The organism is Rhizobium vallis, assembly GCF_003985155.1.
Classification (GTDB): Bacteria; Pseudomonadota; Alphaproteobacteria; order Rhizobiales; family Rhizobiaceae; genus Rhizobium; species Rhizobium vallis.
On sequence record NZ_ML133686.1, the window covers coordinates 453,662 to 478,441 of the forward strand.

22 protein-coding genes and 1 pseudogene are annotated in these 24,780 nt (G+C 60.9%); 13 read left to right on the forward strand and 10 right to left on the reverse strand.

Annotation, left to right across the window (positions count from 1 at the left end):
- Positions 1-199 precede the first annotated feature (199 nt).
- Positions 200-1,537 (forward strand): nucleotide sugar dehydrogenase, encoded by a 1,338-nt coding sequence (locus EFQ99_RS02200; protein WP_126919020.1) that lies wholly within the window; start codon positions 200-202, stop codon positions 1,535-1,537.
- Here EFQ99_RS02200 and EFQ99_RS02205 read toward each other — a convergent pair.
- Entirely contained in the window at positions 1,527-2,702 is a 1,176-nt protein-coding gene (locus tag EFQ99_RS02205; protein ID WP_126919021.1) for a DUF3095 domain-containing protein, read from the reverse strand. The two genes, EFQ99_RS02200 and EFQ99_RS02205, sit on opposite strands and share 11 nt — an antisense overlap.
- Before the next feature lie 122 nt (positions 2,703-2,824).
- Between EFQ99_RS02205 and EFQ99_RS02210 the strand changes: the two genes are divergently transcribed.
- From EFQ99_RS02210 to EFQ99_RS36265, 9 genes are all read left to right on the forward strand, one after another.
- Complete coding sequence (locus tag EFQ99_RS02210; RefSeq protein ID WP_126919022.1) at positions 2,825-3,304, forward strand: class I SAM-dependent methyltransferase; 480 nt, start codon at positions 2,825-2,827, stop codon at positions 3,302-3,304.
- Positions 3,305-3,539: 235 nt separating this feature from the next.
- The gene (locus EFQ99_RS02215) at positions 3,540-3,989 is read left to right on the forward strand and encodes a DUF805 domain-containing protein (RefSeq protein ID WP_126919023.1); all 450 of its coding nucleotides are present in this window, start codon (positions 3,540-3,542) and stop codon (positions 3,987-3,989) included.
- A gap of 3 nt (positions 3,990-3,992) precedes the next feature.
- On the forward strand, positions 3,993-4,763 hold the full coding sequence (locus EFQ99_RS02220; RefSeq protein ID WP_126919024.1) for a DUF4129 domain-containing protein: 771 nt from the start codon (positions 3,993-3,995) through the stop codon (positions 4,761-4,763).
- Positions 4,756-6,030 carry a hypothetical protein gene (locus EFQ99_RS02225; protein ID WP_126919025.1) on the forward strand — a complete coding sequence of 425 codons (1,275 nt, stop codon included), beginning with the start codon at positions 4,756-4,758 and terminating at the stop codon, positions 6,028-6,030. Before EFQ99_RS02220 ends, EFQ99_RS02225 begins: the two co-directional genes overlap by 8 nt.
- Positions 6,017-6,973, forward strand: coding sequence for an AAA family ATPase (locus tag EFQ99_RS02230; protein WP_126919026.1), 957 nt, complete (start codon positions 6,017-6,019; stop codon positions 6,971-6,973). Before EFQ99_RS02225 ends, EFQ99_RS02230 begins: the two co-directional genes overlap by 14 nt.
- Positions 6,974-8,293, forward strand: coding sequence for a DUF58 domain-containing protein (locus EFQ99_RS02235; protein WP_126919027.1), 1,320 nt, complete (start codon positions 6,974-6,976; stop codon positions 8,291-8,293).
- Positions 8,293-9,372, forward strand: a complete 1,080-nt coding sequence (locus tag EFQ99_RS02240) for a stage II sporulation protein M (RefSeq protein WP_126919575.1) — start codon at positions 8,293-8,295, stop codon at positions 9,370-9,372. The genes EFQ99_RS02235 and EFQ99_RS02240 overlap by 1 nt, the downstream gene beginning before the upstream one ends.
- Positions 9,369-10,268: an RDD family protein gene (locus EFQ99_RS02245; RefSeq protein ID WP_126919028.1), complete on the forward strand. Its 900-nt coding sequence runs from the start codon at positions 9,369-9,371 to the stop codon at positions 10,266-10,268. Before EFQ99_RS02240 ends, EFQ99_RS02245 begins: the two co-directional genes overlap by 4 nt.
- Before the next feature lie 286 nt (positions 10,269-10,554).
- Positions 10,555-10,767, forward strand: coding sequence for a DUF6719 family protein (locus EFQ99_RS36265; RefSeq protein ID WP_425376260.1), 213 nt, complete (start codon positions 10,555-10,557; stop codon positions 10,765-10,767).
- 343 nt (positions 10,768-11,110) lie between these two features.
- Here the strand turns inward: EFQ99_RS36265 and EFQ99_RS02250 are convergent, their stop codons facing one another.
- A complete protein-coding gene (locus EFQ99_RS02250; protein WP_126919029.1) occupies positions 11,111-13,024 on the reverse strand; it encodes an adenylate/guanylate cyclase domain-containing protein in 1,914 nt (637 codons plus the stop codon).
- Between the two features lie 357 nt (positions 13,025-13,381).
- Between EFQ99_RS02250 and EFQ99_RS02255 the strand changes: the two are divergent.
- A pseudogene (locus EFQ99_RS02255) lies at positions 13,382-14,511 on the forward strand (hypothetical protein).
- A gap of 63 nt (positions 14,512-14,574) precedes the next feature.
- Here EFQ99_RS02255 and EFQ99_RS02260 read toward each other — a convergent pair.
- Positions 14,575-15,453 (reverse strand): FkbM family methyltransferase, encoded by an 879-nt coding sequence (locus EFQ99_RS02260; RefSeq protein WP_126919030.1) that lies wholly within the window; start codon positions 15,451-15,453, stop codon positions 14,575-14,577.
- Positions 15,453-17,171, reverse strand: a complete 1,719-nt coding sequence (locus EFQ99_RS02265; RefSeq protein ID WP_126919031.1) for an adenylate/guanylate cyclase domain-containing protein — start codon at positions 17,169-17,171, stop codon at positions 15,453-15,455. The genes EFQ99_RS02260 and EFQ99_RS02265 overlap by 1 nt, the downstream gene beginning before the upstream one ends.
- A gap of 181 nt (positions 17,172-17,352) precedes the next feature.
- On the opposite strand from EFQ99_RS02265, the gene EFQ99_RS02270 reads away from it, so the two are divergent.
- Positions 17,353-18,441, forward strand: coding sequence for a glycosyltransferase family 4 protein (locus EFQ99_RS02270; RefSeq protein WP_126919032.1), 1,089 nt, complete (start codon positions 17,353-17,355; stop codon positions 18,439-18,441).
- Entirely contained in the window at positions 18,441-19,193 is a 753-nt protein-coding gene (locus EFQ99_RS02275) for a polysaccharide deacetylase family protein (protein ID WP_126919033.1), read from the forward strand. Before EFQ99_RS02270 ends, EFQ99_RS02275 begins: the two co-directional genes overlap by 1 nt.
- A gap of 58 nt (positions 19,194-19,251) precedes the next feature.
- Here EFQ99_RS02275 and EFQ99_RS02280 read toward each other — a convergent pair whose 3' ends face one another.
- The 6 genes from EFQ99_RS02280 to pcaH all read right to left on the reverse strand — a co-directional run bounded on the left by EFQ99_RS02280 (position 19,252) and on the right by pcaH (position 24,776).
- Positions 19,252-20,013 carry a hypothetical protein gene (locus EFQ99_RS02280; RefSeq protein ID WP_126919034.1) on the reverse strand — a complete coding sequence of 254 codons (762 nt, stop codon included), beginning with the start codon at positions 20,011-20,013 and terminating at the stop codon, positions 19,252-19,254.
- Between the two features lie 181 nt (positions 20,014-20,194).
- Positions 20,195-21,025, reverse strand: a complete 831-nt coding sequence (locus tag EFQ99_RS02290; protein WP_126919035.1) for an MBL fold metallo-hydrolase — start codon at positions 21,023-21,025, stop codon at positions 20,195-20,197.
- A gap of 313 nt (positions 21,026-21,338) precedes the next feature.
- Positions 21,339-22,106, reverse strand: a complete 768-nt coding sequence (locus EFQ99_RS02295; protein WP_126919036.1) for an SDR family oxidoreductase — start codon at positions 22,104-22,106, stop codon at positions 21,339-21,341.
- A 65-nt stretch (positions 22,107-22,171) separates the two neighbouring features.
- Complete coding sequence (locus EFQ99_RS02300) at positions 22,172-23,218, reverse strand: 3-carboxy-cis,cis-muconate cycloisomerase (protein WP_126919037.1); 1,047 nt, start codon at positions 23,216-23,218, stop codon at positions 22,172-22,174.
- Positions 23,219-23,412: 194 nt separating this feature from the next.
- Positions 23,413-24,024, reverse strand: a complete 612-nt coding sequence (gene pcaG / locus EFQ99_RS02305; protein WP_126919038.1) for a protocatechuate 3,4-dioxygenase subunit alpha — start codon at positions 24,022-24,024, stop codon at positions 23,413-23,415.
- 2 nt (positions 24,025-24,026) lie between these two features.
- Entirely contained in the window at positions 24,027-24,776 is a 750-nt protein-coding gene (gene pcaH / locus EFQ99_RS02310; RefSeq protein ID WP_126919039.1) for a protocatechuate 3,4-dioxygenase subunit beta, read from the reverse strand.
- Between the last annotated feature and the right edge of the window lie 4 nt (positions 24,777-24,780).

Consider the following 24,780-nt stretch of genomic DNA (forward strand, 5'->3'; position numbering starts at 1 on the left):
CGGCATTTTTTTGTGCTCCGGCGTTGCAGCAAACGCGGCGGCCGAGTCATTTCCGCCACACCCGGCTAAACATCATAAGGCTGACGCTGTGCCGCTTTCTGCTCTCCCGCGCGGATAGGGTCCGCGCCCGGGTTTAATTTGTTGCGATCATGCACTAGATCAGCTTCCTGAAATTTCCCCGTTTTGAAAGATCCCGCCCTTGGCCAGCCCTTCCTTCGATACGCTCTCTAAGAAGATCGAAACCCGCACGGCGCGTGCCGGCGTCATCGGGCTCGGCTACGTCGGTCTGCCGTTGGCGATTGCGGTGGCGCGTAGCGGCTTTGCGGTCACCGGCTTCGACATCGATCCCGGCAAGATGGTGGCTCTCGATGGCCGCCGTTCCTATATCGACGCGGTGAGTGATGAGGCGCTTTCCGCCGAGATCGATGCGGGCCGCTTCGAGGCAACGACCGATTTCGCCGGCCTTGCCGATTGCGATGTCATCATCATCTGCGTGCCGACGCCGCTCACCAAGCATCGCGATCCCGATCTTTCCTTCGTCGAAGCGACGTCACGCTCGATTGCCGCGCACTTGCGCCCCGGTCAGCTCGTCGTGCTGGAATCGACCACCTATCCCGGCACGACCGACGACGTGGTCAAGGTCATTCTCGAAGGCACCGGGCTGAGGTCCGGCTCGGATTTCTTCGTCGGTTTCTCGCCGGAGCGCGAAGATCCGGGTAATCAGCACTATCATACCGCCACCATCCCGAAGGTCGTCGCAGGCGACGGCGCGGCGGCGCTGGCGCTGATGAAGGCCTTCTATGGCGCGGCGGTATCGACGGTCGTTCCGGTATCCTCCAATGCGACGGCCGAAGCGGTGAAGCTGACGGAAAACATCTTCCGCTCGGTCAATATCGCGCTCGTCAACGAGCTGAAGACCGTCTACGCGGCGATGGGCATCGACGTCTGGGAAGTGATCGATGCGGCCAAGACCAAGCCCTTCGGCTACATGCCCTTCTATCCCGGCCCTGGCCTCGGCGGCCATTGCATCCCGATCGACCCCTTCTACCTCACCTGGAAATCGCGCGAATATGAGCTGCCCACCCGCTTCATCGAGTTGGCGGGCGAGATCAATTCGGCGATGCCGCGTTATGTCGTCGGCAAGCTCGCCGAGGCGCTCGATATCCGCGCCGGCAAGGCGCTAAGCCGCAGCCGGGTGCTGGTGCTCGGGCTTGCCTACAAGAAGAACGTCGCCGATATAAGAGAGAGCCCGTCGCTGCGGCTGATCGAGATCATCGAGGAGCGCGGCGGGCGGGCGGATTATCATGATCCCTTCGTCGCCGAGATCCCGCCGACGCGCGAATACCAGGCGCTGAGGGGGCGCAAATCGGTGGCGCTGACGCCTGATGCCATTGCCGGCTACGATGCGGTGCTGGTCGCGACCGACCATGACAGCGTGGATTATGCGGCGCTTGCGAAAAGCGCCGCGCTGATCGTCGACACGCGCAACGTTTTCAACCGGCTCGGTCTTTCGGCCGGTCACGTCATCAAGGCGTGACAGAAACAGCCGAAAGCGATTTGCCGGTCATCCGGCTTGCCGCCACGGCATAACCGCCTGAAGCACCGTCGATGAAATGCATATGGTCGCGCGAAATCGGCGTCGGCACGAAGCAGGTCATCAGCGCCGAGGCCTGCCGGTGCAGGCCGTAGCGAGCGATGCCCCTGGCGCGTGCCCCTTCCAGCAGCGTCTCGATCCGTTTCAGATGTTCGGCGTCGACGTCGACCGTCATCTTCAGCCCGTCGTCGAACTTGCGGAAATCGGAATTGCCGGCGACGTCGCGTTTATAGCGGCGGGCGTCGAACTTGCCGAGCGGAATGCCGAGCTTGTGGAGCAGGACCGTGAGGCCGAGCTGCAGGAAGATGAAGAGCTTCTGCCGCAATCGCCGGCCTGCCGGCGCGGTGGCTTTGGCCTCGCGGTTGATTCCGTGCAGCGAGAAGGCAAGGTTCGGACCGTCAGCCGGCACCGGATGGCTGTCCCGGTTCTGCTCGGTGGTGATGGCGACGATGCCATTGACGAGGTCGCGGAATTCTTCGCCCGGCCGGCCTTCGCCGGGAACGGCGATGATCGAGACGATCTCGCCGTTACGCGCCTCGATCGGGCTCCAGCGGCAGGAGAGGCCGGTGAGATCAGGACGCGTGCCAGCCGGCGCGCGGGCAACGCCGTAATGGCCGAGCTTCATCTGCCTTTCGGCCCAACTGGTGCCGCCGCCCCAGAACATCGCATAGGTGACATAGGGGCTGGCGGAGTAACGTGCAACACGGACGTCGAGGCCTTCGGCGCGAGTGTCGGCGACCGGTACGATGGCGATGCGCAACGTCAGGTTCAGATCTTCCTCGACCCAGACTTGCACGGCCGCAAGCGCATCACGCGCTGCCTTCTCCAGCGAACCGGGAAGCGCGATCAGCGCGCCGTCGCCGCCGAAGACGAAGGGATAGTCGCCCTTGCCGACGGCATTCAAGACAGCTGATATGACGCTGGCCCCCGCCATGTTGACGTCCTTGTAGCGGCCACTGGCGATCGCCGGCGTCGAGCCGACGATATCGGCAAGTGCCAGCACCCATCCGTCAGGGAGCGGCCGATAGTTGGCGGCATCGGTCACGCCCTCGAATGCGCTGAACAGCGGCACGGCGGCAAAGAACTCTTCGTCGGTCACGGTTTCCATGTCATCCAGCTTAGCACAGACCCATGTTGCTACTGCAACGCCATTTCCCATTTACGGCAATCGACTTGGCAAGGTTTCATGTGTTAGCACCGCCTCACGATTTCATGACGGATACGGAATAGATGAGCCGCCTCGACAGCTTCATTCGCCGGTTGACGGCCCAACGTGACATTCTGAACTCGATCGTCGATCTGGTTGAAGAAATCGAGGGCCCGGTGCTGGAGTTCGGCCTTGGCAACGGCCGCACCTACGATCACCTGCGCGAACAGTTTCCTGGTCGGCGCATCGTCGCCTTCGACTGGGAGGTCCGCTCCTATTCAGCCTCGACACCGGAGGCACAGGACATGGTGACCGGCAACATCCGCGAATCCGGCCAGGCCTTCCTCGGCATCGGCGCAGCCCTTGCCCATGCCGATATCGGCACCGGCCACGATGAGATCGACGCGGTGACGCTGACCTGGCTGCCGCAACTGATGGCGGGCGTGCTCGCCCACAACGGCATCGCCGTCAGCGGCCTGCCGCTGGAGCATGCCGAGCTGGTGGCGCTACCGCTGCCGGAAGGGATCAAGGAAGGGCGTTATTTCCTCTATCGGAGGAAATAAGCGTCCACTCCTATCGTCGGGAGACTTATCAGTTATGTCCGGAAGAACCCCGGACCCTAAGCCTCGCCTGCGCACTGATGGGCGCTACCGTCGGCTCGATTGGATCGAGCTTTTGAAGTGGCGGCTTATTGCAATTTATGCGTTTGAATTGTAGCTGTTTTTCAACGAAGTAACTATCGTGGCAAGGCGATGTTGAGTCCGCCGTGCTGCAGCAAGCAGAAATGAGGGGATTGATATGGGGTTTACTGAAGCGGTTCGAACAGTTCTAACGAAGAAATATGCAACCTTTTCCGGGAGGGCCTCCCGCTCGGAGTATTGGTGGTTTCAGCTATTCTATCTGTCTATAGCGATCATACTTGCAATTTTGGCCGCTTTGAGCGGCGCTTTTTCCGTTAATCAGGATGAATCTTCGCCGGTGATTTTTATTTTCGGGGGCATCGGCGGATTGTTGGCGCTTGCATTGGCTTTGCCGATCCTATCCCTTCAGGTTCGCCGCTTTCATGATCGCAACATGTCCGGTTGGTGGTATCTCGCAGTGATCATTTTGGGGGGCGCGATTCCCTATATCGGTCGCGCTACGGGCATCGCAGTTGCGGTTCTTTCCACGATGAAGGGCACGGAAGGTCCGAACAAGTTCGGCCCGGATCCGCTGCGTCCCGAAGCAAGAGCAGAGGTCTTTGCCTAGAGCATGACCGTCCGCAATCTCGGCCTGCTGGCGGCTCTGTTGCTTGCTGCCTCGGCTCAAGCCCCGCTTGCGCAGGCGCAGGACAGTGATACCAGACAGGTCGAGGGCGGCGGGTATCAAAAGAGCGCCGCCGGGGTCGATTATTCCGCACAATGCCTGCAGAACGGATTGCGCTGTACGCTCGTCTATGGCGACGCCTCGGCAAAAGCCGAACCGGCCTCGAATACATCGAATACGACGTCTTCGTCATCGCCCCAGCGCGAGCCGCTGACGATCCCGCGGGAAGCGGTCATCTCCGGCCCCCTGGCGGTCGTCATCGTATTTGTCGGCCTCATCCTCGCCGTCGCAGCGTGGTTGCACTTCGGAAACAGCGGTGTTCTGCTCTCATCGGCTCCGCGCGACATCAAGCGGCGCCACGGAGAGGCGCCGGAAAGCTGGCGCACGTCGGCAGCCGAGGGCGAGGAGAAGCCCAGCGATTTCCTGCAGCGCATTGCCGCCATGGCGGATCGAAGGCAGGCGCTTGTGCTGCTGCTGAGGCACTGCCTGCTGCACGCCGCCGACATTACGGGAACGCGCCTTTACCGTTCGGATACGGAGCGCGCCGTTTTTGCCCGCCTGCCGGAAACCATGCCCGACCGCGATCGCCTCGAAAATCTGTTGGCCGCAGTGGAACTCGTTCACTACGGCGGCCGAACGGTGACGGATAGCCATTTCGGCGTCATTCTCGGGGCGGCGCGCAACGTGCTGTCTGTAGGCAGGTTGGCCCATGCGTAGCTCCCCTCCGCTTCTGTTTCTGGGGCTGCTGCTCGTGCTGGCGGCGCTGGCAATCTTTGCGCTGTCGCGTGGCAGCGACTACGATCGCTCGCCCCTCGGCAACAAGGGGTTGGAGTTGTGGCTGCAAGCCAAGGGTATCCCTGTCGTCCGATCGGACCCCCATATCGCTCGAGCGCGTTCGGAAATCTCGCTGCGCATCATTCCCTTGTCGATCCGCCAAGGCGAGGCTGCCGCACCTGGTGCAAACAAGGAAACGGGTGAAATAGGCCCGGAAAGCCCGGTCCGGGAGTCAAACCGCTATGCGCTGCCGACACTGATCATTTTGCCGAAATGGCGCGGCAGCGTGTCAACGGAGGGTGTTGCCAGCAAATCGGGACTGGTTGATCTCAGCGATATCAGTGGCGAACTCGGCAGAATCGGCTATTCGGATTTTGGCTTCGCCCGTAGCGAGGCGGGTTTTGAAGAGGCTGAGATGCGCGTGAAAACGGGCCAGCCAATCAAGATCGCCCTCTATCAGGCACAAACTTTCGAGCGGTCGAGCCTCCCAGGCCGCTGGGAGGAACTCGCAGGCACGCCATTGGGAGCGCTGCTTCTGCGTAGCCAGGACGACCCCAACGTCTATCTGCTGTCGGATCCCGACCTGTTGAACAATCATGGGCTGGCTCTCGCCGATAACGCCTCCTTTGCGGTGTCGCTCGTCACACTGTTGCGCAAGGCGGGCGAAACCCGGCCGGTCTATCTGGATACATCAGGGGAGCCTCTGGATGGCAAGAAATCGATTGACGAGGGCCGCAGCTATGAGCGCTCCGCCTCCGATCTGAAGCGGTTCTTCGCCTATCCCCTATCAGTTATCTGGGGAACGCTCATCCTCGTCGCGGCGATCTGCTTCTGGCGCGGCGCCTATCGCTTCGGCCCGCCCAGGCGTGAGGCATCCGCAAACATCGAAATGTCGAAGACCGCTGCGATCGAAGCCACGGCGCGTCTGCTGCGCCTGTCGGGCAATGATGGCCGGATGACGGGGCAGTTCGTGCTCCATCTGCTCGCCGACAAAGCGCAACTTTTTTTCGGCCCCGGAGGCGGAAACGAGGCAGGTATAGAGCGGCTGTTCAAACGCCTGGCGCGCCGTGATCAGGCGGCAGCGCAGGCATTGCATTCGTCGGCGCAGGCGCTGATCGATCGTGGACATCTGATGACGCGGGCGGATCTGCACCGCAATCTTGAAATATTTAGAAAGTCGCTCGGGAGCGTTGACCTTGGATCTAGGTGAATTTCGCAATCTTATTGCCACTGTTCGTGGCGAGATCGGCAAAGCGGTGCAGGGGCAGGATGCGATCATCGATCTCGTCCTGATCTCGATCTTTGCCGGCGGGCACTGCCTCGTCGAAGGTCCTCCGGGCACGGCAAAGACCTTGCTCGCCCGCTCGGTTTCCGCTGCCATGGCGCTGGAATATCGTCGCATTCAGTTCACCCCCGATCTGATGCCCGGCGATGTCCTGGGCGTCAATCTCTTCAATTTCCAGAACAATCAGTTCCACCTGACCAAGGGCCCAGTCTTTACCGATATTCTTCTTGCCGACGAGATCAACCGAGCCCCGCCGAAGACGCAATCGGCTCTGCTGCAGGCCATGAACGAGCGGATGGTGACGATCGACGGAACCGATTATTCGCTCGGGTCGAATTTCTTCGTGCTCGCCACGCAGAACCCGATCGAGCAGCAGGGCACCTATCCCTTGCCGGAAGCACAGCTCGATCGCTTTCTGTTCAAGCTCATCGTTGATTTTCCCGACCGCGATACGGAAATCGCCATTCTCTCCAGGCATGCCAGCCAGGCGCTGAAATCGGATGCCCGCAATGCCGGCATACGGCCGCTCGTCACCAGCGCCACGCTCGCCGCCGGACGCGCTTTGATCGATGCGATCCATCTTGATGAAACAATCTTGACCTATATCGTCGATCTCGTTCGCGCCACGCGCTCCGATCCCGATATTCTCTATGGCGCGTCGACGCGCGCTGCCGACGCTCTTGCCTCGGCAGTGCGCGTAAGGGCGGCGTTCGAGGGCCGGGATTACGGTTTGCCTGACGATGTCCAGGCATTGCTGGTGCCTGCCCTCCGTCATCGCATCGTTCTTTCGCCGTCGGCCGAAATCGACGGCCGCACGCCGGACGAGGTGCTCCGCAACATCAAGAACCGCGTGGATGCGCCCCGTTAAATGCGGCCATCCTCATATCTGATCGCGCTCGTTCTGATTTCGGCTGCGGTGACGGTCTTCGTCAGCGTGTGGTGGCGCGACGTGAGCTATGTCCTGCTTCTCATGTGGCTTGCGCTCGCAGCGCTGACGGTCGCCGATCTGGTCATTTCCCGACTGTCGGGCCGGATGACGCTCGAATTCGATCTGCCGCCGCAAGGTTTCGTCGGCCACACCGCCGCCTTCACCGTCGGCATGTGGCCACAGAAGAACGCGCTGCCTGACAAGATCGACATCCGGCTCGATTGCTCGCCCGAACTCGTCGTCGGCGAAATCAGATGGCTGAACCAGGCATCGGACGCCGAGGGAAAACAGGCCAAGTCCTCTCTGGACCTTCACCTGACACGACGGGGGCAATTTGCGGTCAATGAACTGTGGCTGAAGTGGCCATCGCGATTGAAGTTGCTCGACATCATTGCCCGCATGCAAGTGGGAAAAGAGATCGCCGTTCAGCCCGACATATCGCCGGTGCTGTCAGGGGCGATAAGAACCCAAATCCTGCCGCTCGAAGCCGGCCAGAAGGATTTGCGGCTGCGCGGCGAGGGATCGGAATTCCATCAGCTCAGGGAATTTGCCAGCGGCATGGATCCGCGCAGCATCGATTGGAAACGGTCGGCGCGAATGCGCAGTCTTGTCGTGCGCGAGATGCGGGCCGAACGAAACCACCAGGTCATCCTATGCATCGATTCCGGACGGCTGATGGCCGAGCAGCTCGCCGGCTTCACCAAGCTCGACCGCGCGATCAACGCGGCGCTCGCCATGTGCTGGGGTGCGGGGCTTGCTGGCGATCTCGTCGGCTTCTACAGTTTCGACAGCCGCCCACGCCTGTTCGTGCCGGCCCTGCCTGGCCGATCGGCCTTTCCGCGACTGCAGACGGTGTGCGCCGGCTTGCGCTATGAAACCCAGGAGACCAACCATACGCTGGGGCTGACGCATCTGTCGGGACGCCTGAAGCGGCGTTCGCTGATCGTGATATTCTCCGATTTCGTCGACACCATTACGGCGGAGCTGATGATCGAGAACATACAGGTGCTCGCCCGGCATCATTTCATCGTCTACGTCGCCTTGCGCGATCCCATGCTGGCGAAGTTTGTGGAACCCGAAGAGACGACGCTCGACGCCGTTGCTCGCTCCGTTGCAGCCCGTCAGATCCTTCATGAGCGGCGCGCCGTCATGGAAAAGCTCGCGCGCCTCGGCGTACTTTGTCTCGACAGCACACCGGAAGCGCTGACCTCGGATCTCATTGCACGCTACATCGAAATCAAATCCCGTGAGATGATATGATGGATATCGGTATCGACGGCAGGATAGATCGGGGCGCGACGGCCAATGCCGGCGCTGTCCAGAATGATATGCTGCGTTCGGCGCGCTTCCGGGTGGAGCGCGAGGCGCACTGGCGCCAGCTGGACATACTCGTGACGCGTGCCGAGCGAGGCGGCACTGCTGCGCTTGGCTATGATGAGGTCCGCAATCTCGCCAGCGGCTACAGGCAGGCGATGAATTCGCTGAGCGTGGCGCGCGACATTTCTCTCGATCGCGCCCTGATCGCCTATCTGGAAAGCCTGTGCGCCCGGGCTTATCTCGTCGTCTATGCCCCGCAGGAAAGTCTGGGCGGGCTGACGACCCGCCTGCTGACCCGAGGTATTCCGCAGGCGGTGCGCCGCTCGGCCCTGCCTCTATTCATCGGCTTCCTGGCGCTCATCCTCGGGGCGGCCGCCGGATACAGGCTCTACGAAAACGACCCGAGCTGGTTCTATACGTTTGTGCCCCCAGAAATGGCCGATCAGCGCACGCCGGACGCGTCGGCCGATTACCTGCGCTCGACCATCTATGGCGACGAAGGGCAACATGACAGCGACCAGCTGGCCGCATTTTCCGCGTTCCTCTTTTCCCACAATACCAGCATCGTCGTGCTGATCTTCACGCTCGGCGTTTTCGTGTCGGTGCCGAGCTTCATTCTGACCTTTTACAACGGTCTGATCCTCGGCGCATTTTTCGCGATGTTTGCTCGCAAGGGGCTCGGTTACGACGTCTTCGCCTGGCTCTCGATCCACGGTGTCACCGAACTTGCGGCAATCGCCATCGCTTGCGCCGGCGGCGCAAGGCTCGGACTTGCCGTTCTGCTTCCGGGTGCGCGGACGCGAAAGGAAGCCTTGCGCCACCAGGCCCATGATGCCGTCAAGCTCGCGATCCTCGCAGCACTCATGCTCGTCGTCGCAGCCTTCATCGAAGGGTTCCTTCGCCAGCTGATACAGGATCCAACCTCGCGCCTGATCATCGGCTGGGGCGTCGGTCTCTTCTGGATCGCCTGGCTGACGCTTGGCGGCCGCGAAAGCAAAGCGTCACGTGAGGCCGTGCGATGAACCAGTCGGCCAAGGACGGCAAGCGCGCCGGGGAGTTCATCCCGCCGGAAGGCGTCCCGATCACTTTCGCCATTGCTTCGCTCGGAACACGTTTCGGCGCGCAATTCCTCGACATCCTCTTCACGACGATCGCCATCTTCATCATTGCCTTCGCAATCGTCTTTACCGGTGTGCTGCCTGCGAGCGCCCAGGGGATGCTGATGGTGCTGATTGGTTTTCTGGTGCAGACCCCTTATTACATTCTCTCGGAGCTCATCTGGAACGGCCGCACGCCCGGAAAGAGGATCACGGGCATCCGCGTCATCAACATGGACGGACGACGGCTCACGCCGCACCAGGTGACCGCGCGCAACCTGATGAAGGAGGTGGAGATTTTCGCCCCGATGAGCCTTTTGGCTTCGGTCGGCGCTCAATCGGCCTGGGAAAACGGTCTGACAAGCCTCTGGCTCCTGGTGGTCGTGGTCGTTCCCTTCACCAACCGGCGCCGGCAACGGCTTGGCGACATCATCGCCGGCACCCTTGTCGTCGACAATCCGCGCTCCGTGCTGCTCTCCGACCTCGCTCTGTCTGCGCCTGCCGCCGCATCTGCGCAGCCCGCCTTCGATTTCCTGCCGGAACATCTCGATGTCTACGGCAAATATGAGCTGCAGACGCTGGAAGACGTGCTGCGTGACTCCACGAAGAAGTTCAACAACGAAGAAATCGTCAAGATCGTGCGGACGATCACCAAAAAGATCCGCTACGAAGATGCCGTGAAATCAGGCCAGGAGATGGTCTTCCTCAACGAATTCTACCGCGCCCAGCGCGAGCATCTGGAGAGCCTCAAGCTTTTCGGCACGCTGCGCGAGAACAAGTATCATGAGTATGCGCGGACGGACGCGAAGAGGCTGATTTGAGGCGGAGTGAATTGCCCACGATTGGCCGCCTCATCGCTCTGAGCATTCTGTATCCTGCTGCGATATATGCGGTATACGCCTATTTCGTCTTCGGTGATCTATGCGCTCAAGGAGATACTTCATGCGTATGGGTCTACGGAATTGCTTGGATGATCACATTGGTGGTTCTCGCGTGCCTCACGGCCGCTACCTGGGTGAAGCTGCTTGCTGCCTGGTTTTTCCGACTTTCAGAGTGGCTGTCTTCAGATCGATAACGCGCAGACTATAGACAACGTGAGGGAACGTAATGAAGCGTAAGACGCTGTTTATATTATCTTTGTCTGCGCTAGCCGGTTGCGGCCTCTCTGTCGTTGATAAGGTGCCGAATAAGGGCGAGCTCAGGCCAGGACAACAGGTCATTGTCGGAGATGGCTCCTGCCCAATGTTGGAGATGAAGCTCGTTACAGGAGGTCGCTCTGGTCAGCCTGATGAAGTAGAATGCGTGCCGAAGTTTCATTAACCGCGTGACTCAGGCTGCTACGATCATTTGATAGAAATGGGTTAGGGGGTGAGTGCGCGAAGGGAGTTCGGCGCTCACGCTCCTGTGCTTGTCACGTGAATCCAGCTACCGCGCGTCTGCGCGGTAATTGACTCACCCGCCATCAGGGGGATGCAAAAAATCTTTACTGCCCAAGGACTTGGGTAGTCTGGATCTCTTTGACAAGCACAGAGATGAGGGTAGAAAAGTCGGAGGCTCCGACTGATCGCTATGATGACCAAGGGGGATCAGGGACTACGGCTATCACAGTGTCTATGTCTGGCTCGCCACAGCGATTCACTTACGTCGAAATTGCGGAATAACGCTAACAACCGGCCTCCCCAATCAACTCCCAAATATCCACCTGTTCAGCCCGCCCTTTGACCTGTACGAGGCCCAGCGGCCGAAACCCGAACCGATCTCCCACCGCATCATGAACGGCCGCACTCACCAGGATCGACGTCCCAAACTCCTTGTTCAATCCCTCCAGTCGTGACGCGACATTGATCGTATCGCCCATGGCCGTGTACTGCTGTCGCGAAATCGCGCCGAAACTGCCGACGACCGCCGGGCCGGTATGCAAACCAAATCGGGTGATGAGCGCGGGGCGGCTGTTCTTACAGTTCAATTCGTTCAAGTCGTCGATCGCCGCTTTCATCGCCAGCGCGCATCGGCAGCCGTGCTCGACATGCCCGATATCCGGAACCGGAGCGTTCCACATGACGAAAATGGAGTCGCCGAGATACTGGACGACGGTTCCGCCATTCTGCTCGGCGATGGTGTTCAGCCGTTCGAAATAGGCCGACAGCGTATCGACCACGTCCTCAGGCGAATTGAGCTCGGATATGGTTGTGAAATCTCTGATATCGGTGAACAGCACGGTCACATCCTGCCGCTTCGCCTTGACGACCGTTCGCCCCTCAGGACTGACGATCCGCCGCACCACTTCTCGGGGCACATAAAGGGCAAACTGGCCGATGGCATGACGGCTTGCCGAGAGCGCGCTTGCGAGTGTGTTGATCTCCGATATCCAGGAATGCGCCAAGGCTTTCTCGCCGACATCGAGATCGCCGATCCTGCGCGCCTCGTCCGCGAGCCTATAGAGAGAGCGGCTGACCATGCGGGAAAGCACCACCGATGCAGCTACACCCACGATCAAGAGGACGCTGGCAATCAGGAGATTGCGCACGAGCAGCCGGTTGGCCTCGGCCACGAGGTCGTCCAGCGGCACGACGATTGCGGCCGTGCTTCCCTGGAACAGGCCGGACACACTGACGGGGGCCATCTGTACCAGGTAGCTTGCGCCATCGAGATCGAATCGTGCCGCGCCACCGCTTGCGAAGGCGGGGTCGCGCCGCAGCCTGGCCACGGTTTCAAGGCTCGTGTCGAAACTGTTTGCCGTCGCGGCGAATGCGCCTGATGTTCTCGCCCACAACCCGATGATCCTGCTCATGATCTGAGAGTTGGAATGGGCGACGAGATTGCCGCCTTCATCGATGATGTAGGCGCGGGCATGCTGCGAAATTCCCTGCGCATCCAGCAGGCGGCCGATCGTCTGCAGGTGAATGTTGATGCCGATGACCACCTGGCTGTCACCCTTCATCGGAGCTGCAATGGTCAGCGTGGGAACATTGAGCGTTCCGGTCACATAGGGTCCGACGGAGACTGGAACGCCATCCTGAACGACGGATTGATACCAGGGGCGTTGCCGCGGATCGAAGGAAGCGTATTCAACGTTCCGCTCGCCGATCGGTCTTGCCTGGCCGTCGAGAAAACGAAGTGTCGAGATGACATCTGCGCTTTCTCTCCTGGCGATTGTCCTGACCGCGAAAGCCGAACCAACGGGCGCGGAGAGGGTCTGGCGAACATCCTCTCTCACGAGGTTGATGACCTGCAGATAAGAACCGTCAGGATATCCGGTGTAGATACTTGTCGCCTCGGGGACGTTTCGCAGAACTTCCAGAAAGAATTCCTGTTTTGCCTCGATATCCTGAGGCGGCGCAGAAACGAGCTGAGGCGCGGTCGATGCCAGTGCGACCGCTTCGGTGCCTCCCTGCAGTGTATTGCGGTATCCCTCGATCAGCCGCAGGCTCATCTCGCGCATCTGCTGCGCGCCGGCATTCACTGCAGCATCGCTTCCCTGCCTGAATGCCATCCAGATGATCGGCATCGACGTGCAGAGCAGCGAGGCTACGACCAGGACGCCGAGATGCACTCTGAGCGGTTTAGACCAGCGCACGAGATTTCCCTCGAAATGCGGACCGCCTCAGCGCACCTATCGTTTCATGATCGTTGATTGTGCAGGAATGAGCGTCCCCAACGGCGGTAGCTAACCGCTTTTTTCAAACTTGCACAAGGCGTCGATGCGGGTACTCCGCCGGCTAGCCGGACCGGCTGCTCGGCAGAAGATGTCCGTTCGTGGTCCTCTCCTCTTGTCGGCATCCGCCTTGTTGGGGCGCGAATGAAGAGCCCGCGATTGATTGGCCTCCAAGCCTCTCGAAAATCGTCGCCGCGCTTCTATTTGCGTCATGGCCAGTATTTCACCGGTTCGCCATTGGGGCGACGAGTGATGATTTCGAACGGAGCCGTCTCATTGATGGAAAACACCTCTCAGCCTTCCAGCGAGGCCGAATGGACGCTGGCCGATTTCCTCAGCACTTATCGTTATTGGGCCTTGTTTCTTGCCTCGCTGCTTGTCGCAGTCGGCGGGCAAGGGCTCACTACGGTCTTTCCGCTGATTGCGCGGGAGACCGGGAGCGATTATCAGACTGTCGCGATCTTCTATCTCGGCTCCAATGCCGGCTGGATCACCGGCGCCTTCCTGGCTTCGTCGTTGCCAGCCGCCACGGTCGGCCGGCGCTGATCCTGCCGCTGATCGCCTGCGCCCTTGTCGCCGTCAGCGTCGTGCCGGCGCCGACGCTCTGGGCCTCGCCGGTCTTTCTGTTTCTGTTCGGATTATTATTCGGCACAGTCCGGGCCGTTTTTCCGCTGGCGATCTTTATATTCCTGGTCGGCGGGCGGCCCGGTAAGATCGATTTCGGCTGCGCGTTCACGCTGATGTCGACAACGATCCTGACCTCGGCCCTCGCACCCAGCGGCGTCTCCTGGTTATATCAGGCCGACCAGAGCGGGCTGCCTGTCATCCTGGGGTTCCTCTTCTGTCTGGTGATTGCCATCATCCTGTTGCTGCCGGCGCAGCATTTGGCTTTCGACGACACACCGCGTCAGCGCCACAGGCCGATCGCGCCGCAAAAGCGATCGCCGCTCATGGTCGCCGCGATCCTGACCACGCCACCCGTGCTGATCTTCCTCCTTACTCTTGGCGTCTATGGTTTTCAGGTCGATGGTCTCCAAGCGAACGGCTACTTCGAGATCACGCTGCTTCTCGCCTTCCTGGTGCTCGTCATCACGATCGCCGCCGTCATCTATCTTGCCTATTGGTCCTATCGCATCCATGGCGAACTCGCGGGAGCTGCACCCTCGCAGCGCCTGCTCACCCCGCTTGCCGCCATGCTGATCGCGATCTTCGTGCCGCTCGGTCTGCCGGTTCTCCTGATGACGCTTGGCGATCTCCTCAACGATCGCGGGCGCGAGAGCAGTAAAGGGCAGTTGATCTCGATCATCTGGCTCGGCTTCTGGAGCTTCCTCATCCCGCCGATCGCCATTACTTTGGTGCAGAATGCGGCAAACAAGAGCTATGAAGGGGTTTCGGCAGAGGTCGCTTAAACCGGCGGGAGGCGATCGACACAAACCCGGCAATGGCCGTCGAACCTGAGATCGAGACGCGCTTTAGGGCAAGAACAGTACGTTGTACTGATCGAACTCGCCCGGCAGGTCGCAGACCTTCATTTCCTCTTCGCGGTCCTCGAAGAGGACCAGGCAATCCTCATAGAAGCCAGAGAGCATCGATATGAAGGCCTTCGTTCCCTCCGGGCCGTAGAAGAGCGGCGTAAACTCCATGTAGAGCGGCACGCGGCGGGCAAGCAGCGGCTGCATCGAGCGGCAGGCGACCGGCTCGTAGCCCTCGATATCCATCCAGACGAGGCCGATCGAGGTCGGATCGACCGAAAGGCCTGCAAGGATATCGGGAACCGGCTTCACCGGCACGCTGATCTTCTTGTCCCTCGGGCTTTGGCGGATGGCGCTGCTCTTGCCGTGATTGTCGAGGTTGAGGAAAAAGTCGATCTCGCCTTCGCTCTCGCCGGCGGCGCAATTGACCAGCCGGACTTTTTCCTCCAACCGGTTCTGGCGGATGTTGAGGGCAAGCAGCGGGAAGTTGCGCGGATCGGGTTCGATGCTGACGATCCGGGCATAAGCGCCGCTGAGGGCAAAGTAGACGGTCTGGGTGCCGATGTTGCCGCCGATCTCGAGCAGCGTCGCATCTTTTCTAAGGAGGCCGCGCTCGCGCAGGATGACGATGAGCCGGTCGACGGCCTCACGCTCGAAGTGGCCCTTTCGGAAGACCTTGCGGCCGATGTAATCCGAAGGTGAGAAGGTCATCAGGTGGTCGCCCGCATCGACCGTCATCGAGACGACGCGCGTGCCGATATTCTCGATCAGCAGGCGGCGGCCGAAGCGGGTGTTGAAGAAACGCGAGGCCGCGGCATTGCGCGCCTTGCGCAGGCGGCGCTTCCAGTATTTGGCGGTCAGCCAGGGCCTGCCGGACATCAGTCTTTTCCTTCGAGCGGTTCTGCCGCTTTTTCTCTCGGAATGACGTAAACTTTCAAGGGCAAGGCCCGGCCACGCACGCTGATTTCACGGCTTTCGATGCCGGAAAGATCGGCGCCGGAGAGACTTGCCACCGGCTCGGAAATCACGATCGCCGCTTCGAATTCCTTGGCGGCACTCTCGAGCCGGCTCGCAACGTTGACGGTATCGCCGATCGCGGTCATGCTGCGAACCCGGCCGTATCCCATCGTGCCGACGACCGCGGGGCCGGTATGAATGCCGATCGCGATGCGCAGCGGCAGCACCAGTTCGTCAGCGAGCTCGGCGGCGAGTTTCTCGATTTCGGCGACGATCGCAGCTGCCGCGTTGAGCGCCTGGCGGCAGGCTTCCTCCGGCGTGGCATTGAGGCCGAACAGCGCCATGGCGCCATCGCCGATGAATTTGTCGAGCCGCCCGCCGGCCTGCTCCACAGCCTTGCCGATGATGGCGAAATAACGGTTCAGCAGGAAGACGACGTCGAAGGGCAGGCGGGTTTCCGTCAGCGTGGTGAAATGGCGGATATCCACGAAGAGCACGGCGATTTCGCGCTCGCGGCCGGGGCTCGTCTCCTGGCTGTTGGCCGGAAGCGCTGCCTCGGTTGCCGGCACGAGAAGCTGTGCGACTGCGATGTCGGCGCTCGGGCGAAGCTGGCAGGCGAGCCGGACATCCGGGCCGGCCTTGATGCGCCTCAGCGTCGTCTGTTCCATCTTGTCGGGGGCCGGCAGGTTTTCGTAATCGCCAAGGATCTGCACCCGGCAGGTGGAGCATTGACCCTTGCCGCCGCAGACGGCGTAATGCGGCAGGCCGCCGAGCCGGCTTGCTTCCAGCACCGAGAAGCCGCGCGGCACACGGATCACCTCGCCACCCGGATAATGCACGGCAACCTGGTTGAGCCTCTCCTTCAGCTTGCGCCGAGTGCGGGCGACGACGACGATCAGCAGCGAGGCCGAAAAGGCGCCGTAGAGGCCGGCGCGGATCATGGCGACCTGACGGTGAACCTCCGGATTAGAGGTGTAATGGGTGTTGATGCCCTCCTTGTAGGCGCTGATGGTCATTGCCTGCCGATAGGAGGGATCGGCGAGCGTGCGGCCCATTTCGATGAAGCCGAGCAGCGACAGCACCGGCACGAGGATCGCAAGCGCCAGCAGGAGGGGCGCGAAACGCGGATACCAGGGGCGGTAGCGCAGCCAGAAATGGATGCCGATACAGCCGTGGATCCAGACGGCGACGACAGCGAACCCCTGCCGCAGGCCGTTCGTCGGGTTTCTGATCCAAAGCATGCTGACGACCGCGTCGTAGTCATCGATGTAGCCATAGAACTCGTGAGCGATGCGCGTGCCGATGACATGATCGAGGAGAAGCAGCGGGATCAGCAAGCCGAGCACGATCTGCGCCATTTCCCCCTTTGGCATGACGAGGCTGCGACGCATGTAGATGGCGCGCAGCACCAGTGCGATATGGATGAGAACCGACGAATAGAAGATGGCGGTCCCGACAGGATTGCGCCAGATCGCGAGGAAGAGGTCAGCGACATTATCTGCGGCCGTGACTGAAATCAGACCGATCGCATGGTTCGACAAATGCAGCAGCACGAAGATGAAAATGACAAGGCCGGAACCGAGCCTCGCCCTTCTGATCGCACGTTCCGAAAAAATCCCTGTGGCCGAGACCGTCGTCATTCATTCCCGTTCTTGTCGATATAACCGCAGGCCCATAGAGATTGAGAAAGAGGCGGAATTGCTTCGATCGCGATCACATTCCATACGCTGATGCACAAGTTTTAAGGAAGGGCACATTAGCGGAATTTTTTTGGATAGGCGCGAGTGCTGAGGTAAACAGTCTGTCTTATGTGAGGTGTCAATGAGGGTGGCTTTCTACGCGCCGATGAAATCGCCGAACCACCCGGTACCGTCAGGCGACCGGCTGATGGCGCGGCTGCTGATCCGGGCGCTGGAGCTTGCCGGGCATGAGGTCGACGTCGCCTCCGAATTTCGCACCTATGCCGCAACGCCAGAGGCGGCAGCCGAACTCGAATCGGCCATCCGTGCCGAGCTGGCGCGGCTGCGGCTGAAATGGAGTTCGGAGCCGCGACCTGAACTCTGGTTCTGCTACCACCCCTATTACAAATCGCCCGACCCCTTCGGGCCTGTTATCTCAGCCGAATTCGCCATTCCCTATGTTACCGCCGAAGCTTCCTATGCGGCAAAACGCGACGCGACCGGCTGGGCCGCTATACAAAAGCCGGTCGGCGAGGCGATCATGCGGGCGGCGGTCAATATCAGCTTCACCGAGCGCGACCGGGCAGGTCTTGCAGCCGCCTTTCCAGCGGCCGGGTTTGCCGGCCTGAAACCCTTAATCGACACGGCGCTGTTCGAGAGCCTATCACCGGCGCCCGATCCGCGCCGGCTGATGACGGTCGCGATGATGCGGGCCGGCGACAAGATGGAGAGCTACGCGATGCTCGCAAAGTCGTTGCGGCTGATCGAAGACCGGCCCTGGACGCTTGCCGTCATCGGCGATGGTCCGATGCGGCAAGAGGTGCAGGCGCTGTTTGCCGGCCTTTCCGGCCGCGTCGAATGGCTGGGCGAGCGGAATGCCGTTGAGATTGCCCAATTGCTGGGACACGGCGGCATCTATGTCTGGCCGGGCTGCGGCGAGGCCTATGGCCTTGCCTATCTGGAGGCCCAAGCCGCCGGCCTGCCCGTTATTGCGCAGGAAACGGCGGGAGTGCCCGCGGTGGTCGAGGCTGGCGTGACCGGTCTGCTGACGCCGGATGGCGATGTCGGTGCCTTTGCGGGCGCCGTGGCTGCCCTGCTTGACGATAGGCAAAGACGTGACGCCATGGGGCAGGCGGCGCGGCGGTTTGTGCTCGAAGAGCGGTCGCTTGCGATGGCGGCGCACGTTCTGGATGGGATATTGCGAGACAGTGTGGGAATAGGAGTGAGGTAATGAGCGACAGCATCGCATGGGAGCCCTTGCGCCAGGAACTCGACCGCTGGCATGCCGCCGGCCGCGTCGCGCGGTTCTGGCTGCGGGATGACGATGCCGCCGAGCCGACGCCGGCACTGGAGATGTTGATGGCGTTAACAGGCGACAGTCAGGTTCCGCTGACGCTCGCGGTCATTCCCGCCCTGACCGGCGAAGCGCTTGCCGCGCGGCTGGCGGAGGAGGCAAACATCGCGGTCACGGTGCATGGCTGGTCTCACACGAACCATGCAAGGCCGGAGAGGAAGAAGCAGGAACTCGGTGGCGAGCGGCCGGCGGAGGTCGTACTTGGCGAATTGCGTGAAGGGTTTCAGCTGTTGAAGCGGCTGCACCCGGCGCGCTTCGTGCCGGTATTGGTGCCGCCATGGAACCGTATCGACACGGCACTCGTCCCGGCGCTGCCCGGGCTCGGATTCGCCGCGCTTTCGGTCTATGGGCGGGCAAAGCAGGTCGGCCCCGTGCCGCTTCTCAACACCCATGTCGATATTATCGACTGGCATGGCACGCGCGGTGGACGGGGCGAAGAGGAATTGGTGGCCGAGCTGGTGGCGGAACTTCGCGACCGGTTTGCCGGCAGCGACGAGCCCGTCGGCGTGCTCGCCCATCATCTGGTCCATGACGCGGCCGCGTGGAACTTCCTGTCGGCCTTGTTTGCAGTGACGGCTCGGCATCCTGCAGTCCTGTGGTCGCCGGCGCTGGCGCTCCTGCAAGCTTAGGGAGGGCAAAGCGTTGTTTTCTGCCAAACAACGCGAATGAACGACGGAAGGGATGTGTTTATGCGCCCTCACCAGATAGCCAGATTCGCAATTGTCCGACCGGTTTGAAACCTAGCTTCTTCATTTCGTCCAGCGCTCCGCCACTGTCATATCCGACAAGGGGCAAACCGGGTGAAAACGCGATACTGGCCAACGAAATAGCATCCCGGAAGGCCTTCGGAGTACCACTCAAGCTGAAGATATTGGAGATACCTACAGCCTCCGGCGATCGATTTACGATGCAGCCCGCATCAAAGCCCCCGCCGGTCAATCGTCCATAGATATGCATGTTGGGATCGGAAAGCAGCGCAGGTGTGAAGACGTTGGCATCGGTCGGGCTACCAGACTCTTTCCAGGAACATTCCCAGCGATCCAGTGCCGCCGCATCGCGAACGTGTGCCCAACCGTGAGGCGCACTCGATGAAATTTTCTGAGGTTCAGCCCAAATCCATGATGCGGAAAACAGCAACCGGAAGCCGTTGTTGTTGAGATCTAGCTTGGAAAAGCCGTCCTTGATCCCAGGTCGCCGCCCTAGCCGATCTGTCAGCCGATCGATTTCAATCAGCTGGTCCCCTGTTGCATCCGGGTCGAGTGTTGTCATGTTGGAATAGTATGGAGGTGCGATTGCATCACTTGACCAGAATCCGCTGGTTCGATGATCAGGCAATCCATGGGCACGGAATATTGCCTGGTACAGGTCGGCATTGTTAGCGGCACAAAGCCGCACTTTTTCCTCATCTGAGCGTTTTTGAACACCGCTTCGTAAAGAGCTATTTGTCATAGGAAACCTGTTGATCAGAGCGGCTGGCACCTAGCCAGTACATTTCGCCGGCGGCTGATGACGTATCGATCGCAAGAATGTCACTGGCGCGAGCATAGGCGATCAGGTCTGCGAGACGGGCCGATCCATGCTCTTACCGGATTTCACGTCGGTGAACACCTTGGTCGCGCCCGCCTGCAGCCTAGATCACAACCGTCTGATTGTCGCGGGCGGCAAAGGATTCGGGGAAGGCGGCCTGCGCTTGCGCTTCCATCTGGGCCAGCTGTTCGTCGGTGCGGGAGGGCGCGTGGTGGAACAGGGCGAAGCGCTTGGCGTTCGCCATTTTGGCAAGCTCGGTGCCGTGCTGCCAGGTGGAATGGCCGAAGCCCTTGAAGCGCTGCATCTCGTCTTCATTGTAGGTGCAGTCGTAGACGACGAGATCGGCGTCCTGCATCATCTCCAGCGAGACCGGATCGTAAGCGCCGGGAATATGCTCGATATCATAAATGAGAGCGACCGACCGGCCCTGCCATTCGATGCGGTAGCCGATGGCGCCGCCCGGATGGTTCAGCATAAAGGTCTTGATCACGATGCCCTCGTGGGGATTTAGCACCTGACCAGGATGGAAATCGCGGAAGTTCATCGTCGCCTGGCAGATATCGGTCTTGACTGGAAACCAGGGCGGGCTGATGAACTGCTCGACCATTTCCCGCGTGCTCATCTTGCCGTCGAGATGACCGGACCAGATGTTGACGTTGATCGAGGGATAATAGATCGCCTTAAAGAAAGGCAGGCCGATGATGTGGTCGTAATGGCAGTGGCTGAAGAACAGGTCGACGTCACTGACGCCTTCGGCGATCAGCGACAGTCCGGCCTCGCGCAGGCCGGAACCCGCATCGAAGATCATCCGGCGGTTTCCACAGCGGATTTCAATGCAGGAAGTGTTACCGCCGTAGCGGTCGAACTCGGGGCCCGATACGGGAATACTGCCGCGGACACCCCAAAATTTAACTTGAAACAGTTCTGTCGTCATCGTTCTTCAAACCGGCCTTCCCGCTTCGCCATCGTAGTCGTAGTCAGTCTCGATGCGAAGCAGTAGAATTCCACGGGTTTGCCTGTGTCCCCTTTCATTCTCCTAACCGCTAGCGGAAGAAGAAGTAGATTTTCCTAAGCAATCGGCTTTCGCCTCGGAAAGCAACCCAGCATGGTTGGTTTTCGGTAAATGGGCTGCTGGGGGGTGGAACATTTTCCCGCAAGTCATGCCTATTAGATGGTTGCGCGCGATCGAAAAAGCAAATTGCCGTCGCAACGGCTAAGCAACGCTGCAATATCATTCATGACGAGGACTATAGCGAGGCAGTGATGCCGCCGTCGACCATCAGCATGTGGCCGTTGACAAAGGAAGAGGCGTCTGAGGCCAGGAAGACGGCCGCGCCGACCAGTTCCTTCACCTCACCCCAGCGACCGGCGGGTGTGCGGTTCTCAAGCCATGCGGAAAATTTCGGATCGTCGACGAGTGCCTGATTGAGCGGTGTTTTGAAATAGCCCGGCGCAATGGCGTTGACCTGCAGGCCGTGCTTCGCCCAATCCGTCGCCATGCCACGCGTGAGATTTTTGACCGCGCCTTTGGTCGCCGTATAGGGAGCGATACCGGGGCGGGCGAGCTCGGCCTGAACGGAGGCGATGTTGATGATCTTGCCGCGGCCGCGTGAGATCATCGCCTGGGCGACCGGCTGGCTGACGTAGAACAGGCTGGAGACATTGGTTTTGAAGATCTCGTCCCATTTATCGACCGGAAAAGATTCAAGCGGCGTGCGGAACTGCATGCCGGCATTGTTGACGAGGATGTCGATCGGGCCGATTTCCGCCTCGATATAGGCAATGGCGGTGCGGCTCGCTTCGGCATCGGTAACATCGAAGGCGGCGCTGACGGCATGGCCCTTGTGTTCGCGGATCGCCTTGGCAGCGGCTTCCGCCTTCTGCGCATTGCGGCCGTTGATGATGACGGAAGCGCCATGTTCGGCAAGTCCGAGCGCCAGCGCATGGCCGATACCCTGACTGGAGCCGGTGACGAGGGCGCGGCGGCCGGAAAGATCGAAGAGAGGAAAGGTCACGGGACTGCTCCTGATTTTATCACATCCTGCATAGCCGGTTTCCGACCATGCATGAAGATCTGGCGTCAGGCGGTTCCTAGCCTTTTGATATTTCCTGCAAGTTCGCCGGCGAGGCGAAGGCTGGCGGCGGTCGCCATCGTCATTTGCGGCAGCAGCAGCCATTCGAGCGTCCAGGCAGCGCCTGAGCGTTCCTGCTCGTGGACGAGCGACTGGTGGATGCCCGACAGTGCTGTGGCGTTGAAACGGGCGAGCGAGACCAGGACTTCGGCGGAAACCGGGTTTTGCTTGTGCACCATGGCCGAGGAAGTGCCGCCGCCCGCGATTTCGATCTCATTGCCGGCCTGGGCGAGCAGCGCGATATCCTGGCCCATCTTGCCGAGACTGCCCGATATCGAGGAAAACAGGCCGGCAATATCGGCGATCGGCAGACGCCCGCTCTGCCATTGCGGTGCATCGGTGAGGCCGAGCTCCTGGGCGAGCGAGGCGCGGACGGCAGCCGCCTGCGGCCCGAGCTTGTCCAGTGTGCCGGCAGCGCCGCCAAACTGGACAGGAAAACTTTGCTCGGTCAGGCGGTCGCGATAGATCGCCAGCGGCGCGCGCCAAGCGTTGAGGCGGTCGCAGACGGTGATCGGGATCGCCGGCTGCATGCGGGTATGACCCATCAGGCGGTTGTGGCCGAACTTGTGGTCGAGCGCATAGAGCCCTGCGGCAATGGTGGAAAGCCGGCCGGCAAATAGGAAGGTGACAGCCTTCAGTCGGATCATCAGGCTGGTGTCGATGACATCCTGGCTGGTGGCGCCGAGATGCAGGCTTTTTGCTGCTTCCTCGCCGACGGCGGCGCGCAACTGCTTGACGAGGTCGGGAACGACGACGCCGTCCCTCGCTGTTGCCGAGCGGAGACCGGACACGTCAGGCGAGAAGGCGACGCAGGTGTCGGTGATGCGCCGTGCCGCTTCGCCAGGAACGAGACCATGTGCGGCTTCGGCTTTTGCGAGCGCGGCCTCGAAGGAGAGCATGGCGCGGATATCGGCCTCGGCGGAAAAGTACGAGGCGATTTCATCGTCGCCGAGCAGGCCCGCGAGGAAGGGGTGGTCGAAGGGCGATGCGGTCATAATGGTCTCGGTTTGCGGTTGCGACCCCCTCATCCGGCTGCCGCCACCTTCTCCCGTTGGGAGAAAGGACTTGGGGCGGCGGCGCCTTCTGGGCAAGTGATCTCTGTGGCACGTCCCCTCTCCCCTCAGGGAGAGGGTAGGGTGAGGGGGAGGCTACTTGCACAGGGCTCTCCGAACAAGCCGCCAGCATGCCCTCAAATATCCAGAAACACCGTTTCCTTTGGACCTTGCAGATGAATGTCGAAATGACAAGTCGCGCCGTCGCGCGTGGCGACCATCGTTGCGACGCGCTCGCGATGTTCGATGCGCAATAGCAGTGGATCGGCAGCGTTGGCCTCGGCCTCCTCCGGGAAATACATGCGTGTCTGCAGGCCGATATTGATGCCGCGGGCGACAATCCAGACGGTGATGTGCGGGGCTTGTCTGCGACCGTCCTTGAAGGGAACGAGGCCGGGTTTGATGGTCTCGAAACTGTAGACCCCGTCTTCGGCACGCGTTGGGCAGCGGCCCCAGCCGGAAAAATTCGGGTCGGCGGCGCCGCGCATTTCGGACGGGCTGTTGTAGAGCCCGGCGCTGTCGGCCTGCCAGATCTCGACGACGGCATCGCGCACCAATGCGCCGGCGCCATCGAAGATGCGGCCGGTGACGGTAATGCGTTCGCCGAGCGTCTTCTCGTTGACCATCACAGTGCCGAGATCGGTGTCGTAGACGCCCGATATGTCGCAGAAATTCGGCGTCAGGCCGATATGGACGTAAGGACCTGCCGTCTGCGAAGGGGTTTCCTTGAGATAGCCGAGCTGCTGCATGGTCAGTTGCCCTCCAATCTGTTTTCGAACATCGTCGAGCGGCGGCCGCGCAGCACGATATCAAATTTATAGGCGCGTGAATCCATCGGAATGGTATTGCCCCAGTCGAGCGGCGCGATCAGCTGCTCGATCGCCGCCTTGTCGGGAATCGTGCCGACGATCGGACATTTCCAGATCATCGGATCGCCCTCGAAATACATCTGGGTGATGAGGCGCTGGGCAAAACCGTGGCCGAAGATCGAGAAATGGATATGGGCGGGGCGCCAGTCGTTGACGCCGTTTGGCCAGGGATAGGCTCCGGGGCGGACGGTGCGGAAATGATAGCGCCCTTCCTCGTCGGTGATGGCGCGGCCGCAGCCGCCGAAATTCGGGTCGATCGCCGCGAGATAGGTTTCCTTCTTATGGCGATAGCGACCGCCGGCGTTGGCCTGCCAGAACTCGACCAGAGCGCCGGCGACGGGCTTGCCACGCTCGTCAAGTACGCGGCCATGAACGATGATCCGCTCGCCGATGGCGCTTTCGCCGGGGCGCGCGTAGTTCAGGATCAGGTCGTTGTCGAGTTCGCCGATGATCGAATGGCCGAAGACCGGGCCGGTGATTTCGGAAATCGTGCCGTCAAGAGAAAGCAGCGCGCGCTGCGGCGCGCGCAGCACGGAAGTCTTGTAGCCCGGCGTCAGCGCCGGCGCATGCCAGGCGCGATCCCTGGCGAAGAAGGCGCCGGTTTCGGGCTTGCGGTTTGGTCGTTCGGACATCTAT